Below are 16,449 nucleotides of genomic sequence, written 5' to 3' on the forward strand. Positions count from 1 at the left end.
CGGCGGGTTTTTTTACGTCTGTATGTCTTCAATTCACTAACGGGATGCGTCGATAAAGCTCAATCATATCGCCCGCCAGATCCTGAATAACCATTGCGTTCATCAGGTGATCCTGAGAGTGGACGGTAATCAGGTTAACCGGAAGCTTCCCGGTGCCTTCATCAAGACCAATAAGCTGTGTCTGGATGGTGTGCGCATGCTTCACATATTCACGCGATTCTTCCATCGCTTTCTCGGCTTCATCAAAGTCGCCTTTTCGCGCCATCTGTAACGCCGTCAGGGCCGCACTGCGCGCTGCGCCTGCGTTGACCAGCAGTTCCATAATCGTGGTTTCTAAGTCTTCCATTATGACTCCAGAAGTTTGAGCGCTTTTTCCAGTACGGCATCACCTTTCATCATGCCGTAATCCATCATGTCGATGACCGCAACCTTTTTTCCGAGCGGATCGGCCTGCGCCTGGAGTTTTGCCTGTTCGTATTTAACCTGTGGCCCCAGTAATACGATATCAGCCGTCGCGATGTTATCTTTAAACTCCGCGACCGGAACGGCTTTAATGGTTACTTCGACTCCTTTTTTCTGCGCGGCATCTTTCATACGTTGAACCAGCATGCTGGTTGACATTCCCGCTGCACAGCATAAAACGATGTTCTTCATAGTCAGCCTCGATCTACATGTGTTTATTGATAATTATCCCGTGCAGACCGCTTCAACAACCGCTTTACCGCGATTGTGTGTCAGGCATCACAAAGAAATCGGCATTTTTCTGAAACCGGTTACAATTTTACAGCGGAGAGCATTCTGCCCGTCAGATCGGGCAGAATTTCAGGAAGGGTATTATCGGCTGGCCGTGCTTACGATGCGGTTTTTACCCTGTTGTTTAGCGGTATACAGCGCTTCATCTACGCTACCGATAAACTGCTCCAGCGGTTCGAAGTGCCACTCTCCCATCCCGGCGCTGAAGGTCACTCGCAGGTTCTCTTCCCGCCAGGTCCGCTTCTCAACGGCGGTGCGCCAGGCTTCCAGTAGCGCGTGCGCGGAGTTCATCAGCTCGGCCGGGAATATCACGCCGAACTCTTCTCCACCGTAGCGGTAAACGGAAACGTGGTGCGGCTGCATGATCTGAATACCTTCCCGCGCCACGTTGCGCAGCACAATATCCCCGCTCAGGTGGCCCCAGGTGTCGTTAATGGATTTGAAGTTATCGATGTCGATCAGCGCCAGAACGAAGGGTTGATGAGCGGTCAGCAGCTCATCCACATCGTTATCGAACGCACGGCGATTTTTGCAACCTGTCAGCGCATCATGGGTGGCCTGACGGACATAGGCCAGCTCGCGTTCTTTATTGGTTCGAATGGTATGGCTGAGCATCGCCTCAAGGCGTGGCGCCTGGTTGACGTCGCCGGTTTTGATGGCGTTGATAATGTTCATCAGCACAGAACGCGAGGCATGACGAAGGTAAAGCCCGAACAAAATGATGATGATTGCCGCCAGCGCAAATCCCCAGCCGACGACGGTGGTTTCATGCCGGGTGATGACGGTAAGCGTGGCATCGGAGACCCGATAAATCACAAACCAGTCCGGATTGGTGAAAGAGTAGTAGTAATACCAGGTTTTACTTTTGGGGTCGAAAAGATGGCCTTCGCCGCTGGTCATTTTGTCCATCAGCGCTTCGCTTACGTACTGCTTAAAGAGCGCCCCCGTGTCCGGATGCAGCACAACGGCACCGTCACGCTCCACGACAAAAAACTCACCCTGAACCGGCGCCACCATCTGGCGCAGGGTATACCCCATGGACGTTAAATCAAGATGGAAAGCGAGCGTGCCCTTCAGACGGCCTTCCGGTGAAATGACCGGCTTATAGAGGGTGACAGTAGGATGTTGGGTGAAATAGTCCAGATAGGGGCGGGTGTAGTGAGGAAAGTTGCTGGCTTCCGCTTGCCCGACAAACCATGGGCGGGTTCTGGCGTCGAACGACTTACTTTTCTCCGTTGGCAGCACTTCCGGCGCGCGCAGATGGCGCCCTTCTGTGTCCGCCAGAGAGATAGACGACACCGTCGGCATCAGGTTCTGCAAATGCATCAACATCTGCAAACCGTGTGTCGGATCGATATTTATTGTCTGATTTACTCTGTCGTTACGGGCGAAGTACATCGCAGCGCGACCAAGAATATAGTCATTTTCTCGCAGGATGGATTCGGTATAGTTCACCGCCAGATTATGGGTGAAATTACCATTAATTTTATGATAATCCTCAAGAAAATCCTTTCTCTGTGAAAGGACGACCAGGACGGCGATCAGCGCGAAACTGAACAGGATCCCCGCGAAGCTGACCATAATTGGCCGGGTAAAAGAGAGCTTTTTACTGTGGAGTGCCATGAGTTGTACATCAATCCAGATGGTAGACGCGTTGCGTCTGTCGATACCCTCAGCATAGTCGCTGTCCGGTTGCTGGTAGTAAATTATACAGAAGGCGATTACCGACGAGATGATTTATCTTAAGCGTAGATAAGAAACGACGTATTTATTGTATCAATTGAATTTTGTTTAAGAGGCGGAGGGCAGGGCGAAACGAGGAAGAAGCATTTTCACCCTGGTCAGCGTCCGTTGCTGACGTGGTTAAGCATAAGAAAACCGGGCAGATCGCCTCAATCGCCCGGTTATGATCTTACGAGCCGCCTCGTAACCTTTTCGCATTTTTGCAGACAGTTTCAGCGCTAATGCGAGGCTCTTCCCAGCCAGCTATCCCAGTCTTTCCACACCGGCTGTAGCCCCTGTGCAGTCAGGGCTTCCGCCACCGCTTCGGGCCGTCGGCCGTCGTGCGGTGCAAACTGTTCCAGTTCCGGGTGATCGTCCGCGTAACCGCCCGGCTGCGTTTTGGAAAAGGCGCTGACGTTATTGATCGCCAGCGGGATCGCGCGATCGCGAAACGCGGGGGATTCACGCGTGGAGAGCGACAATTCCACTTCCGGCGCGAACAGGCGAAATGCACACAGGGTTTGCACCAGCTGGCGCTCATCCATCAGCGAGGCGGGTTCAACGCCTCCCGTACAGGGACGCAGCCGCGGGAAAGAGATGGAATAGCGGCTTTGCCAGTACTGCTGCTGTAGCCACAGCAGATGCTCCGCCACCATATAGCAGTCCACCCGCCAGCTGTCGGACAGACCGATAAGCGCGCCCAGCCCAATTTTATCGATACCGGCGCGCCCCAGCCTGTCCGGCGTTTCCAGCCGGAAGATGAAATCCTGCTTCTTCCCTTTCAGGTGATGCCGGGCATAGGTCGCCTCATGGTAGGTTTCCTGATAAACCATTACGCCGTCCAGCCCGAGGGTTTTCAGCTCCGCATATTCCTCCTGCGACAGAGGCTGCACTTCCATTTGCAACGAGGCAAATTCGCGGCGGATGGCCGGAAGATGCTGGCGAAAATAGTCCATCCCCACTTTGCCCTGATGTTCACCCGTCACCAGCAGGAGATGTTCAAAACCCATCTCACGAATAGCCGCACACTCGCGGGCGATCTCATGCTCATCCAGCGTTTTACGCTTAATACGGTTGCTCATGGAGAAACCACAGTAGGTGCAGTCATTGGCGCACAGATTAGAAAGATAGAGCGGCACGTAAAAGCTCACCGTGTTGCCAAAACGCTGGCGGGTGAGGCGTTGCGCGCGCTGGGCCATCGGTTCAAGGTACGCGCTGGCTGCCGGAGAAAGCAGGGCCATCAAATCCTCGCGCGTCGAATGCCGGGCTGTTAATGCCCGCTCAACGTCCGCAGCCGTTTTGCTGTTGATGCGCAGGGCAATATCGTCCCAGTTAAGCTGACGCCAGCGATTGGTAAAGGTAGCCATCAGAGCGCCTCCAGAAAATCGGTCAGCGGGCTGGTGGCCTGCGCCTGAACACTGCGCGAGCCGGGGCCGGACTGCCGAGCCAGCAGACCGGACTCCACGGCAAGGCGGAACGCACGCGCCATCATCACCGGGTCGTCGGCCACCGCAATCGCGGTATTGACCAGCACCGCATCGGCCCCCATCTCCAGCGCCTGCGCGGCGTGACTGGGTACGCCGATGCCCGCATCCACCACCACCGGCACGGTCGCCTGCTCAATAATGATTTCCAGCATCGCGCGGGTCTCCAGCCCCTGGTTGGAGCCAATGGGGGCGCCCAGCGGCATTACGGCCGCGCAGCCGACCTCTTCCAGACGCTTACAGAGCACGGGGTCGGCACCACAGTAGGGCAGAACGGTGAATCCCTGCTGCACCAGCTTCTCTGCCGCTTTCAGGGTTTCGATCGGATCGGGCAACAGCCAGCGGGCGTCCGGATGAATTTCCAGCTTCAGCCAGCGGGTGTCGAGCGCTTCTCGCGCCAGTTGCGCAGCGAAAATTGCTTCCTCGGCCGTTTTCGCACCGGAGGTATTCGGTAAGAGCGTCACGCCTGCCTCCAGTAACGGCGCAAGTATGGCATCGTTGTGCTGACGCAGATCCACGCGCTTCATCGCCAGCGTCACCAGCTGGCTGCCACTTTCACGAATGGCATCCACCATCAGCTGCGGGGAGGCGAATTTTCCGGTTCCGGTAAACAGATGTGAATCAAAGACTTTGTCGGCAATACGTAACATCTTAGCCCCCTGCGATAACCTGAAACAGCAGGATCTGGTCGCCTTCATTGACCTGCTGATGTTCCCACCGCTCGCGCGGCAGGATCTGTTGATTGAGCGCCAGCGCCGTTCCCGGCTTCAGCTGGCGCAGCGTGTCGAGCAGGGCGGCAACGGTGAGATCGTCGTCGCACGTCATCGGCTCATCGTTAAACAGAATGCGCATTGCGGCCTCCGCATACCGGGCAGTGGCTGGCACGGTTTAACGCCAGATGACGCCAGCCGTTGGAGCGGGCGTCGAACAGCCGCAGCGTGTTGCGTTCTGTCTCCATGCCGCTGAGCAACTTGATGGTCTCCAGCGCCTGAAGAGTACCCATCACGCCCACCACCGGGCCCAGAATGCCTGCCGTGCGGCAGTTACGCTCCGGTTCAGCCTCGTCCGGCCACAGGCAGCGGTAGCAGCCCTGTGCCCACGGCGGCGTAAGCACCATTATTTGCCCACCGAAACCGACCGCGCTGGCGGTGATCAGCGGCGTGTTCTGCGCAACACAGGCCGCGTTGATGGCCTGACGTGTCGCCATATTGTCCGTACAGTCCAGCACCACGTCGGCAAGGGCCACTTCGCGTTGCAGATCTTCCCCGCTCAGCCGCGTCTGGAGTGCGACCAGTTCGATATCGGGGTTAAGCTGGTTCAGCCGCTGGCGCGTAACGTGCGCTTTAGGCTGGTTGATATCTTCTGTCGTAAAGAGGATTTGCCGTTGCAGATTGCTGAGATGTACCTCGTCGTCATCGGCCAGCACCAGCGTGCCCACGCCCGCGCCGGCCAGATACAGCGCTGCGGGGGTGCCCAATCCGCCCAGACCGACAATCAGTACCCGGCTGGCGAGCAGCTTTTGCTGCCCCTCGATGGCGATATCCTCCAGCAGGATCTGGCGGCTGTAACGCATAAAATCACGATCTTTCATCACCTGCTCCTGCCAGTTGTAAAAGCTGCGCGGTGGCGGCCTGCCAGTCTGCCGCCTGGGTGATAGCGCTGACGACGGCGATACTGCCGACGCCGGTCTCCAGCACCGCGGGCGCACGTTCAAGGCTGATCCCGCCGATGGCAACGGTGGGGTAATCGGCAAGGCGCTTAACGTGGGCCGCCAGCTGCGTCAAACCCTGTGGAGCGGACGGCATCTGTTTGGTTTGCGTTGGGAAAACGTGCCCGAGCGCGATGTAAGAGGGGCGGGCCGCCAGCGCCACGTCGATCTCCATATCATCGTGGGTAGAAACGCCCAGCCGCAGACCGGCGTCACGGATCGCGTTGAGATCGGTCGTTTCCAGATCTTCCTGTCCCAGATGCACGCCGTACGCCTGGTGTTTAACCGCCAGCCGCCAGTAGTCGTTGATAAACAGGCGGGCGTGGTAGCGACGTCCCAGCGCGATAGCGGCGATCACGTCGGCCTCCACCTCTTCATCGCGTTTATCCTTGATGCGTAGCTGGAGGGTGCGAACGCCAGCTTCCAGCAGGCGGGCGATCCACTCCACGCTGTCCACCACCGGGTAAAGCCCTAAGCGGAAGGGGACAGGGGGGAAATCAGGCTGGTACATTATGCCTCCTCTTTTTTGAGGTAGATTTCGCCGCCTTTCGCGCGGAAGGTTTCCGACATGTCCGCCATGCCGACTTCAATGGTCTGCGCGGCGGCATAATCACGTACTTCCTGGCTGATCTTCATCGAGCAGAATTTTGGTCCGCACATGGAGCAGAAGTGCGCCACTTTGCCCGATTCCTGCGGCAGGGTTTCGTCGTGATAGGCGCGGGCGGTGAACGGATCGAGGGCCAGGTTAAACTGGTCTTCCCAGCGGAATTCAAAGCGCGCTTTGGACATGGCGTTGTCGCGGATTTGCGCGCCCGGATGGCCTTTCGCCAGATCCGCCGCGTGGGCGGCAATCTTGTAGGTGATCAGCCCCTGCTTCACGTCCTCTTTGTTTGGCAGCCCGAGGTGCTCTTTCGGCGTCACGTAGCAGAGCATGGCGCAGCCGAACCAGCCGATCATCGCCGCGCCAATGCCTGACGTGAAGTGGTCGTAGCCCGGCGCAATATCGGTGGTCAACGGCCCCAGGGTGTAGAACGGTGCTTCGTGGCAGTGCTCCAGCTCCTCGGTCATGTTGCGACGGATCATCTGCATCGGCACATGGCCCGGGCCTTCAATCATCACCTGCACGTCGTACTCCCATGCGATTTTGGTCAGCTCGCCCAGCGTGTGCAGCTCGGCAAACTGCGCCTCGTCGTTAGCATCGCGGATGGAGCCCGGGCGCAGGCCGTCGCCCAGCGACAGGGAGACGTCGTACGCGGCGCAAATTTCGCAGATTTCGCGGAAGTGCTCGTAGAGGAAGTTTTCCTGATGATGGGAAAGGCACCATTTCGCCATAATCGAACCGCCGCGTGAGACGATACCGGTCAGACGTTTCGCCGTCATCGGCACGTAGCGCAGCAGCACGCCCGCGTGGATGGTGAAGTAGTCCACGCCCTGCTCGGCCTGCTCCAGCAGCGTGTCGCGGAACGCCTCCCAGGTGAGGTTTTCGGCGATGCCGTTAACCTTCTCCAGCGCCTGATAAATCGGGACGGTGCCAATCGGTACCGGGCTGTTACGCAGGATCCATTCGCGGGTTTCGTGAATATAACGGCCAGTGGAAAGATCCATCACCGTATCCGCGCCCCAGCGCGTCGACCAGACCAGCTTTTCCACCTCTTCTTCGATGGATGACGTCACCGCCGAGTTACCGATGTTGGCGTTGACCTTCACCAGGAAGTTGCGGCCGATAATCATCGGCTCGGATTCCGGGTGGTTGATGTTGGCGGGGATAATGGCGCGCCCGGCGGCCACTTCACCACGCACAAATTCCGGCGTGATGTTTTCCGGCAGGCGAGCGCCAAACCCTTCACCAGGATGCTGGTGGCGCAGCACTTCGCTGCGGATGCGCTCGCGGCCCATGTTTTCGCGGATGGCGATGAACTCCATCTCCGGCGTGACGATACCCTGGCGCGCGTAGTGCAGCTGGGTCACGCATTTACCCGCTCTGGCGCGTTTCGGCGTCAGCAGGCCGGTAAAGCGCAGCTCGTCCAGACCGTCGTCGGCCAGGCGCGCGTTGGTATACGCCGAGCTGCGCACGCTCAGTTCTTCGCAGTCGTTACGGGCGTCAATCCACGGCTGGCGCAGTTTTGCCAGACCCTGCTGTACGTTGATAGCAACAGAAGGGTCGCCGTACGGGCCGGAGGTGTCATACACCGGCACGGCTTCGTTGTCTTCAAACTGCGGGTTTTCTTTGCTGCCGCCGATAAGCGTCGGGCTGAGCTGGATTTCGCGCATCGGCACGCGGATATCAGCCTGTGAGCCGGAAATGTAGATGCGTTTCGAGTTCGGGAAAGCGGTGCCTTCCAGGGTGTCGATGAAGCGTTGTGCGTGTTCGCGCTGTTCGCGGCGGGTCAGTTTTGCAGTAGACATAGCTCATTCCAGATGTGAAGGACATGGCTTGTCAGACGACGGATGAAGCAAGAGAAGATCGCCTCAGGGGCGATACAACAGCAGTGTGACTCTTGTTCCCTTCGCAGGTATTAACCTGATCAGGTTCCGCGGATCCCGAATTAACGGTCTCAGCCCGTGCTTTCACACTGGGCACTCCGACAAGAAAAATTCCCCTCGTGAGAGGGGCGAATGGTTGTAAATTACTCGTTAACGATTAAGAACTCAAGCAGGGCGCGCAACGTTATCGCTGGTGCTGATATTCAGGTTGTTGTCCAGCACGAGGGCGATGAGCTTGTCTTCCAGCGTGAATCGCTCTTCCAGCGCTTCGCCAAGGTCGGAAAGCGCCTGCTGAAACTCAAGATAGTTATCGTGATCGATAGCGTTCTCTAGCGTGGAATCGTAGTAGTCCATGATCTGCTGGGTGTTGGCTTCCAGCAGCGGACAGAGTTTGCTGGCCGCTAAATACGGCGTTGTCCCTTCCATTTCGCGAATAATGCGTTCATAAAGGTTGAAATGGCCGTCGGAGAGGTAGTCGACCAGGCTCTGACAGAAGTCGTCCAGCGCTTTTTCATTCAGCCGCATAAAGGATTCTTTGCCAGGCTTAAGACCAACCAGATTGTAATACGCCACGAGTAGATGCTTGCGCACATGTAGCCAGCGATCCACCAGGGTGTTACTTCCTCCAACGCGCTCAGTCAGGCTTTCCAGCTGGTTTAACATGGTCGACTCCATAAGGTTTAGAATGGGATCTGCTTATCCAAAATGTAACCATAATGCTAACAACATGTCAGTGAAGCGAAGGTAGTGCAATAGATATGGAACGTATTATTGAAAAATCAGATCTGGGTTGGTGGATCGTCAGTCACGAACAAAAATTATGGCTGCCCGGTGGGGATATACCCTACGGTGCGGCAGACATCTTCGATCTCGTCGGCCAACCGGCGCTGCGGATCGGCGAGTGGCAGGGCGATCCGGTATGGTTGATCCAACAGGCTCGTCAGGATATGGGCTCCGTTCGTCAGGTGTTGGATCGGGATGTCGGCCTGTTCCAGCTGGCGGGGCGCGGCGTGCAGCTGGCGGAGTTTTACCGCTCGCACAAATACTGCGGCTACTGCGGCCACACCATGCACCCGAGCAAAACCGAGTGGGCAATGCTTTGCGGCCACTGCCGTGAACGCTACTACCCGCAAATCGCACCGTGCATCATTGTCGCCATCCGCCGTGATGATTCCATCCTGCTGGCGCAGCATACCCGCCATCGCAACGGCATTCACACCGTCCTCGCCGGGTTCGTGGAAGTCGGCGAAACGCTGGAACAGGCGGTGGCGCGCGAGGTGATGGAGGAGAGCGGCATTAAGGTGAAAAACCTGCGCTATGTGACATCGCAGCCGTGGCCGTTCCCGATGTCCCTGATGACCGCGTTTATGGCGGAATACGACAGCGGCGAGATTGTTATCGATCAGAAAGAGCTGCTGGAGGCGAACTGGTATCGCTACGACGATTTACCGCTGCTGCCCCCGCCGGGAACGGTGGCGCGTCGCCTGATAGAAGATACCGTGGCAATGTGTCGGGCCGAGTATGAGTAGTGTTACACTGACGGACTGACGCAATAAGGAACTGCAAAATGACCGAACTGAAGAACGATCGTTATCTGCGTGCGCTGCTGCGCCAGCCCGTTGATGTCACCCCGGTGTGGATGATGCGCCAGGCGGGACGCTATCTGCCAGAGTACAAAGCCACGCGCGCGCAGGCAGGCGATTTTATGTCGCTGTGCAAAAACGCCGAGCTGGCCTGTGAAGTGACGCTCCAGCCGCTGCGCCGCTTCCCGCTCGATGCCGCCATTCTTTTTTCGGACATTCTCACCATTCCGGATGCGATGGGCCTTGGGCTCTATTTCGAAACCGGAGAAGGCCCGCGTTTTACCTCTCCGATCAAAAGCAAAGCTGACGTTGATAAGCTGCCGATCCCCGATCCTGAAGGCGAGCTGGGCTATGTGATGAACGCCGTGCGCACCATTCGCCGCGAACTGAAAGGCGACGTGCCGCTGATAGGCTTCTCCGGTAGTCCGTGGACGCTGGCCACCTACATGGTGGAAGGCGGCAGCAGCAAAGCCTTTACCGTCATCAAAAAGATGATGTACGCCGAGCCGCTGGCCCTGCATGCCCTGCTCGACAAGCTGGCGAAGAGCGTCACGCTCTATCTCAACGCGCAGATTAAAGCGGGCGCGCAGTCGGTGATGATTTTCGACACCTGGGGCGGCGTGCTGACCGGACGTGATTATCAGCAGTTCTCCCTGTACTACATGCACAAAATTGTCGATGGCCTGCTGCGTGAAAACGAAGGCCGTCGCGTGCCGGTGACGCTGTTTACCAAAGGCGGCGGTCAGTGGCTGGAAGCGATGGCGGCCACCGGCTGCGACGCGCTGGGCCTCGACTGGACCACCGATATAGCCGATGCGCGCCGTCGCGTGGGGGACAAAGTAGCGCTCCAGGGCAACATGGATCCGTCCATGCTCTATGCGCAGCCTGCCCGCATCGAAGAAGAAGTGTCGACTATACTGTCTGGTTTCGGCCAGGGCGAAGGCCACGTCTTCAACCTCGGTCACGGTATTCATCAGGATGTACCGCCAGAACACGCTGGCGTATTTGTGGAGGCGGTGCATCGGCTTTCTGCCCAGTATCATAAGTAAGGAGTGGTTATGGATCTCGCGTCGCTACGCGCTCAGCAAATCGAACTGGCTTCATCAGTGATCCGCGAGGATCGTCTGGATACGGACCCTCCGCGGTACATTGGCGGGGCGGACGTCGGATTTGAGCAGGGCGGTGAAGTGACGCGAGCGGCGATGGTGGTGCTGAAATACCCTTCGCTGGAGCTGGTGGAGTACAAGGTGGCGCGTATCGCCACCACCATGCCCTATATCCCCGGCTTTCTCTCCTTCCGCGAATATCCCGCGCTGCTGGCCGCGTGGGAGCAACTCTCGCAAAAACCCGATCTGCTGTTTGTTGATGGGCATGGTATCTCCCATCCGCGTCGCTTAGGCGTCGCCAGCCACTTTGGTCTGCTGGTGGACGTGCCGACCATCGGCGTAGCGAAAAAACGCCTGTGCGGCGCGTTTGAGCCGCTCTCTGCCGAACCGGGCGCACTGGCGCCGCTTATCCATAAAGGCGAGCAGCTGGCGTGGGTCTGGCGCAGTAAAGCGCGCTGCAACCCGTTGTTTATCGCCACCGGGCATCGGGTCAGCATGGATAGCGCCCTGGCGTGGGTGCAACGCTGTATGAAGGGCTACCGTTTACCGGAGCCAACCCGCTGGGCTGACGCCGTGGCCTCTTCACGTCCGGCATTCATTCGTTGGCAGGAAATTCAGCCGTGATTCAGGTAAACTGCGGCTAATTTTCGATTCGAGACATTATCATGTTACAAAACCCGATTCATCTGCGCCTTGAGAAGCTGGAAAGCTGGCAGCACGTGACGTTTATGGCTTGCCTGTGCGAGCGCATGTATCCCAACTATGCCGCGTTCTGCAAGCAGACGGCGTTTGGCGAAGGCCAGATTTATCGTCGTATCCTGGATTTAATCTGGGAGACGCTGACGGTCAAAGATGCGAAGGTAAATTTTGACTCTCAGCTCGAAAAGCTGGAAGAGGCTATTCCGGCTGCGGATGATTTCGACCTGTATGGCGTCTACCCGGCCATTGATGCCTGTGTGGCGTTGAGCGAGCTGATCCACTCCCGTCTGAGCGGTGAAACCCTGGAACACGCCATTGAAGTCAGTAAGGCATCCATTACCACCGTTGCGATGCTGGAAATGACCCAGGAAGGCCGTGAAATGACCGACGAGGAGCTGCGTGCTAACCCGGCGGTTGAACAGGAATGGGATATTCAGTGGGAAATTTTCCGTCTGCTGGCGGAGTGTGAAGAACGTGATATTGAGCTGATCAAAGGGCTTCGCGCGGACCTTCGCGAGGCCGGTGAGAGCAATATTGGTATAATTTTTAACCAATGAGACAACAAAACGTGATTTAACGCCTGTTTTGTCACTCCTCGACTCTTCCCTTTCGCCCCCCGTCTGGTCTACATTTGGGGGGCGAAAAAAAGTGGCTATCGGTGCGTGTATGCAGGAGAGTGCTTTTTTGGCATTTTCGTCGCACTCGATGCTTAGCAAGCGATAAACACATTGAAAGGATAACTTATGAACAAGACTCAACTGATTGATGTAATTGCGGACAAGGCTGATCTGTCTAAAGTGCAGGCTAAAGCTGCTCTGGAATCTACCCTGGCTGCTATTACTGAGTCTCTGAAAGAAGGCGATGCTGTACAACTGGTTGGTTTCGGTACCTTCAAAGTGAACCACCGCGCTGAGCGTACTGGCCGCAACCCGCAGACCGGTAAAGAAATCAAAATCGCCGCAGCTAACGTGCCGGCATTTGTTTCTGGTAAAGCACTGAAAGACGCAGTTAAGTAAGACGCGTGGCAGTGAACAGTTTTAACGAAGGGGCGGCAACGCCCCTTTTGTCATTCTGGCGTGGAACGCTCGCGCTGGCAGGCGTACTGTTGCTGTCTGCCTGTAGCCATGATTCCTCACTCCCCCCGTTTACCGCCAGCGGCTATGCAGACAACCAGGGTGCGGTCAGGATCTGGCGCAAAGATTCTAGCGATGAAGTCCATATGCTCACCGCATTCAGCCCGTGGCATAACGGCAACACCTCGACCGCAGAATACCGCTGGCAGGGCGATGCGCTGTCGCTCATTGAACTGAATATCTACAGTAAGACTCCCGAACACGTGAAGGTGCGTTTCGACGACCACGGCGAGCTGAGCTTTATGCAGCATGAGGTCAGTGGACTGAAACAGCAGCTTTCCAGCGATCAGGTCGCCCTCTACCGCTACCGTGCGGAACAACTCCGCCAGACCAGCGATGCGCTGCGTCAGGGCCGCGTGGTGCTGCGCCAGGGGCGCTGGCATGCCGACGGCACGGTGACCACCTGCGAAGGGCAGACGGTGAAGCCTGAGCTTGAATCCTGGGCAACCGAACACATTCAGCGTCGTCAGCGGCATTCATCTGTGGAGGTGAGTGTGGCGTGGCTGGAAGCGCCGGAAGGCTCTCAGCTGTTGCTGGTGGCGAACGAAGATTTCTGCACCTGGCAGCCGACAGAAAAGAGTTTTTGATTTAAGTCCCCTCTCCCTTGAGGGAGAGGGTTAGGGCGAGGGGGAAATTACTCTCCCTGCTCCCGCGCAATGGCACGGTAGCCGATATCCTGACGGCTGAAGCTGCCGTTCCAGTGAATATCCGCCATCAGCGCATAGGCGCGCTTCTGCGCCTCTGCCACGGTCTGGCCCAGCGCGGTCGCACACAGCACGCGACCGCCGTTGGTGAGCACGCGGTCGTCGTCAGAGAGCTTCGTACCGGCGTGAAACACCTTCGCACCGTCAATCTCTTCCAGCGGCAGGCCGTGGATCTCATCTCCGGTGTTGTAGCTACCCGGATACCCACCCGCAGCAATCACCACACCTAAAGAGGCACGCTCGTCCCACTCGGAGGTTTTCTCATCCAGCTTGCCTTCGCACGCCGCCAGACACAGATCAACCAGATCGGACTTCATGCGCAGCATGATCGGCTGGGTTTCCGGATCGCCGAAGCGGCAGTTGAATTCAATTACCTTCGGGTTACCCTGCTTGTCGATCATCAGGCCTGCGTAAAGGAAACCGGTGTAGGTATTGCCTTCCGCCGCCATCCCTTTCACGGTTGGCCAGATGATGCGGTCCATGGTGCGCTGGTGTACTTCGTCAGTGACCACCGGAGCAGGGGAGTAAGCACCCATCCCGCCGGTGTTTGGCCCCGTGTCGGCATTGCCTACGCGCTTGTGATCCTGGCTGGTGGCCATCGGCAGAACGTGCTCGCCGTCAACCATCACGATAAAGCTCGCTTCTTCGCCGTCGAGGAACTCTTCAATCACGATGCGGTGGCCCGCGTCGCCAAAGGCGTTACCCGCCAGCATATCCTGCACGGCGGCTTCTGCTTCTTCGAGTGTCATCGCCACGATAACGCCTTTCCCGGCAGCCAGGCCGTCGGCTTTGATCACAATCGGCGCGCCTTTTTCACGCAGGTAAGCCAGAGCAGGCTCTACCTCGGTGAAGTTCTGATATTCCGCCGTCGGGATGTTATGACGCGCGAGAAAATCTTTGGTGAAGGCTTTTGAGCCTTCCAGCTGCGCAGCCCCTTCCGTTGGGCCGAAAATTTTCAGGCCCGCGGCGCGGAAGGCATCTACAACGCCGATCACCAGCGGTGCTTCCGGGCCAACAATCGTCAGATCGATATTCTCGTTTTGGGCAAAGCTCAGCAGCGCCGGGATGTCGGTTACGCCGATGGCGACGTTCTGTAGTGCGGGCTCCAGCGCGGTCCCGGCGTTACCCGGTGCCACAAAGACGGTTTCAACCTGCGGAGACTGCGCTGCTTTCCACGCCAGGGCGTGCTCGCGCCCGCCGTTACCAATCACTAATACTTTCATTTTCTGCTCCGGGAATTAATGGCGGAAGTGGCGCATGTCGGTGAAGATCATTGCGATGCCATGCTCGTCGGCAGCGGCAATCACTTCGTCATCACGGATTGAACCGCCAGGCTGGATCACACAGGTGATGCCCACAGCAGCGGCCGCGTCGATACCGTCGCGGAACGGGAAGAAGGCGTCAGAGGCCATGGCGGAACCTTCGACTTCCAGACCTTCGTCACCTGCTTTAATACCCGCGATTTTCGCAGAGTAAACGCGGCTCATCTGGCCTGCGCCTATTCCTATGGTCATGTTCTCTTTGGCGTAGACGATGGCGTTGGATTTCACGAACTTCGCCACTTTCCAGCAGAACAGCGCGTCACGCAGTTCCTGCTCGGTTGGCTGACGTTTGGTGACGACACGCAGATCGGCTTCGCCCACCATACCCAGATCGCGGTCCTGAACCAGCAGCCCGCCGTTCACGCGCTTGAAGTCCAGGCCTGGAACGCGCTCTGCCCACTGGCCGCAAACCAGTACGCGCACGTTCTGTTTCGCCGCGGTGATTTTCAGCGCCTCTTCGGATGCTGATGGCGCGATGATCACTTCGACAAACTGACGGGAGATGATGGCCTGCGCGGTTTCCGCATCCAGCTCGCGGTTGAAGGCGATAATGCCGCCGAACGCGGAGGTCGGGTCGGTTTTGTAGGCGCGATCGTAAGCTTCCAGAATAGACGCACTTACCGCAACGCCGCATGGGTTGGCGTGCTTGACGATAACGCAGGCTGGCTCGCTGAACTCTTTCACGCATTCCAGCGCGGCGTCGGTATCGGCAATGTTGTTATAGGAGAGGGCTTTGCCCTGTACCTGCTGGGCAGTCGCTACAGAGGCTTCTTTTACCTCTTCTTCTATATAGAAGGCAGCCTGCTGGTGGCTGTTCTCACCGTAACGCATATCCTGCTTCTTAATGAAGTTCAGGTTCAGCGTGCGCGGGAAGCGGCCAGAGGGATCTTTGCTTTCACCGTGGTAGGCAGGTACCAGGCTACCGAAGTAGTTGGCGATCATGCTGTCGTAGGCGGCGGTATGCTCGAAGGCTTTGATGGCGAGATCGAAACGCGTTTCAAGCGTCAGGGACCCTTCGTTGGCATCCATCTCATTAATAATGGCGTTGTAGTCACTGCTCTTTACCACGATGGCCACATCTTTATGGTTCTTGGCTGCGGAGCGCACCATGGTCGGGCCGCCAATGTCGATATTCTCAACAGCGTCTTCCAGAGAACAGCCTTCGCGGGCAACGGTCTGGGCGAACGGGTAGAGGTTAACAACCACCATGTCGATGGGGGCAATATTGTGCTGCTCCATAATGCCGTCGTCCTGACCGCGACGGCCCAGAATACCGCCGTGCACTTTCGGGTGCAGGGTTTTGACGCGTCCATCCATCATTTCCGGGAAACCGGTGTAATCGGACACTTCGGTTACCGGCAGACCTTTATCTGCTAACAGGCGAGCGGTACCGCCTGTAGAAAGCAGCTCTACGCCACGTGCAGAAAGTGCCTGAGCGAATTCGACGATACCGGCTTTATCAGAAACACTGAGCAGAGCGCGGCGGACTGGACGACGTTGTTGCATGGTAAATCCCCTGGATTTCACGATTACAGAGAGCGTTAGATGAATTTTCCTGTGAAAAACTCATCTAACACACCTGACGAGGCATCCTTGTGAAGCGCGAGCATTTTAACGAAAACGTTTGCGCAACGCTCGCACATTTTTACTTTTTCGTATCATTGTGGATAAGTCTGTGCGTAAAAAGGTATAAGGCGGGGTTTTGCTGTGGAATGCAGCAGTCAGTCATTTTTCTGTCATTTAGCGGTTGC

Annotated in this window: 18 protein-coding genes and 1 riboswitch; of the genes, 6 read left to right on the forward strand and 12 right to left on the reverse strand. The window is 57.2% G+C overall.

What is annotated here, in order from left to right; all coding sequences use genetic code 11:
• Positions 1-28: 28 nt before the first annotated feature.
• The 10 genes from LOC22_RS12100 to LOC22_RS12145 all read right to left on the reverse strand — a co-directional run bounded on the left by LOC22_RS12100 (position 29) and on the right by LOC22_RS12145 (position 8,814).
• On the reverse strand, positions 29-346 hold the full coding sequence (locus LOC22_RS12100; RefSeq protein ID WP_003862327.1) for a PTS lactose/cellobiose transporter subunit IIA: 318 nt from the start codon (positions 344-346) through the stop codon (positions 29-31).
• The gene (locus LOC22_RS12105; RefSeq protein WP_010425948.1) at positions 346-654 is read right to left on the reverse strand and encodes a PTS sugar transporter subunit IIB; all 309 of its coding nucleotides are present in this window, start codon (positions 652-654) and stop codon (positions 346-348) included. The genes LOC22_RS12100 and LOC22_RS12105 overlap by 1 nt, the downstream gene beginning before the upstream one ends.
• Before the next feature lie 180 nt (positions 655-834).
• The gene (locus LOC22_RS12110; protein WP_015569974.1) at positions 835-2,376 is read right to left on the reverse strand and encodes a sensor domain-containing diguanylate cyclase; all 1,542 of its coding nucleotides are present in this window, start codon (positions 2,374-2,376) and stop codon (positions 835-837) included.
• Positions 2,377-2,714: 338 nt separating this feature from the next.
• Entirely contained in the window at positions 2,715-3,842 is a 1,128-nt protein-coding gene (thiH, locus tag LOC22_RS12115) for a 2-iminoacetate synthase ThiH (protein WP_230238925.1), read from the reverse strand.
• The gene (gene thiG / locus LOC22_RS12120; RefSeq protein ID WP_063133333.1) at positions 3,842-4,609 is read right to left on the reverse strand and encodes a thiazole synthase; all 768 of its coding nucleotides are present in this window, start codon (positions 4,607-4,609) and stop codon (positions 3,842-3,844) included. The genes thiH and thiG overlap by 1 nt, the downstream gene beginning before the upstream one ends.
• A gap of 1 nt (position 4,610) precedes the next feature.
• Entirely contained in the window at positions 4,611-4,811 is a 201-nt protein-coding gene (gene thiS / locus LOC22_RS12125; protein ID WP_003862324.1) for a sulfur carrier protein ThiS, read from the reverse strand.
• On the reverse strand, positions 4,795-5,550 hold the full coding sequence (gene thiF, locus LOC22_RS12130; protein ID WP_230238926.1) for a thiazole biosynthesis adenylyltransferase ThiF: 756 nt from the start codon (positions 5,548-5,550) through the stop codon (positions 4,795-4,797). The genes thiS and thiF overlap by 17 nt, the downstream gene beginning before the upstream one ends.
• Positions 5,537-6,178: a thiamine phosphate synthase gene (thiE, locus tag LOC22_RS12135; protein ID WP_230238927.1), complete on the reverse strand. Its 642-nt coding sequence runs from the start codon at positions 6,176-6,178 to the stop codon at positions 5,537-5,539. The genes thiF and thiE overlap by 14 nt, the downstream gene beginning before the upstream one ends.
• Positions 6,178-8,073, reverse strand: a complete 1,896-nt coding sequence (thiC, locus tag LOC22_RS12140; RefSeq protein WP_230238928.1) for a phosphomethylpyrimidine synthase ThiC — start codon at positions 8,071-8,073, stop codon at positions 6,178-6,180. Before thiC ends, thiE begins: the two co-directional genes overlap by 1 nt.
• A 79-nt stretch (positions 8,074-8,152) precedes the next feature.
• Positions 8,153-8,262, reverse strand: a riboswitch (TPP riboswitch).
• Positions 8,263-8,316: 54 nt separating this feature from the next.
• Positions 8,317-8,814, reverse strand: a complete 498-nt coding sequence (locus LOC22_RS12145; RefSeq protein WP_017384077.1) for an Rsd/AlgQ family anti-sigma factor — start codon at positions 8,812-8,814, stop codon at positions 8,317-8,319.
• Positions 8,815-8,909: 95 nt separating this feature from the next.
• Between LOC22_RS12145 and nudC the strand changes: the two genes are divergently transcribed.
• From nudC to LOC22_RS12175, 6 genes are all read left to right on the forward strand, one after another.
• Complete coding sequence (gene nudC / locus LOC22_RS12150; RefSeq protein WP_230238929.1) at positions 8,910-9,680, forward strand: NAD(+) diphosphatase; 771 nt, start codon at positions 8,910-8,912, stop codon at positions 9,678-9,680.
• 38 nt (positions 9,681-9,718) lie between these two features.
• Positions 9,719-10,783 (forward strand): uroporphyrinogen decarboxylase, encoded by a 1,065-nt coding sequence (gene hemE, locus LOC22_RS12155; protein WP_022650209.1) that lies wholly within the window; start codon positions 9,719-9,721, stop codon positions 10,781-10,783.
• 9 nt (positions 10,784-10,792) lie between these two features.
• Positions 10,793-11,464 (forward strand): deoxyribonuclease V, encoded by a 672-nt coding sequence (gene nfi / locus LOC22_RS12160; RefSeq protein WP_003862312.1) that lies wholly within the window; start codon positions 10,793-10,795, stop codon positions 11,462-11,464.
• 41 nt (positions 11,465-11,505) lie between these two features.
• On the forward strand, positions 11,506-12,096 hold the full coding sequence (locus LOC22_RS12165; RefSeq protein WP_003862310.1) for a YjaG family protein: 591 nt from the start codon (positions 11,506-11,508) through the stop codon (positions 12,094-12,096).
• 186 nt (positions 12,097-12,282) lie between these two features.
• Positions 12,283-12,555: a nucleoid-associated protein HU-alpha gene (hupA, locus tag LOC22_RS12170; protein WP_002445246.1), complete on the forward strand. Its 273-nt coding sequence runs from the start codon at positions 12,283-12,285 to the stop codon at positions 12,553-12,555.
• Between the two features lie 11 nt (positions 12,556-12,566).
• Positions 12,567-13,259, forward strand: a complete 693-nt coding sequence (locus tag LOC22_RS12175; protein WP_017384076.1) for a DUF1481 domain-containing protein — start codon at positions 12,567-12,569, stop codon at positions 13,257-13,259.
• A gap of 47 nt (positions 13,260-13,306) precedes the next feature.
• Here LOC22_RS12175 and purD read toward each other — a convergent pair whose 3' ends face one another.
• Both purD and purH read right to left on the reverse strand, forming a co-directional pair.
• Positions 13,307-14,599, reverse strand: a complete 1,293-nt coding sequence (purD, locus tag LOC22_RS12180) for a phosphoribosylamine--glycine ligase (RefSeq protein WP_015569963.1) — start codon at positions 14,597-14,599, stop codon at positions 13,307-13,309.
• 15 nt (positions 14,600-14,614) lie between these two features.
• Positions 14,615-16,204 (reverse strand): bifunctional phosphoribosylaminoimidazolecarboxamide formyltransferase/IMP cyclohydrolase, encoded by a 1,590-nt coding sequence (gene purH, locus LOC22_RS12185; RefSeq protein ID WP_015569962.1) that lies wholly within the window; start codon positions 16,202-16,204, stop codon positions 14,615-14,617.
• Between the last annotated feature and the right edge of the window lie 245 nt (positions 16,205-16,449).

The organism is Enterobacter sp. AN-K1 (assembly GCF_020971765.1).
Classification (GTDB): Bacteria; Pseudomonadota; Gammaproteobacteria; order Enterobacterales; family Enterobacteriaceae; genus Enterobacter; species Enterobacter hormaechei_C.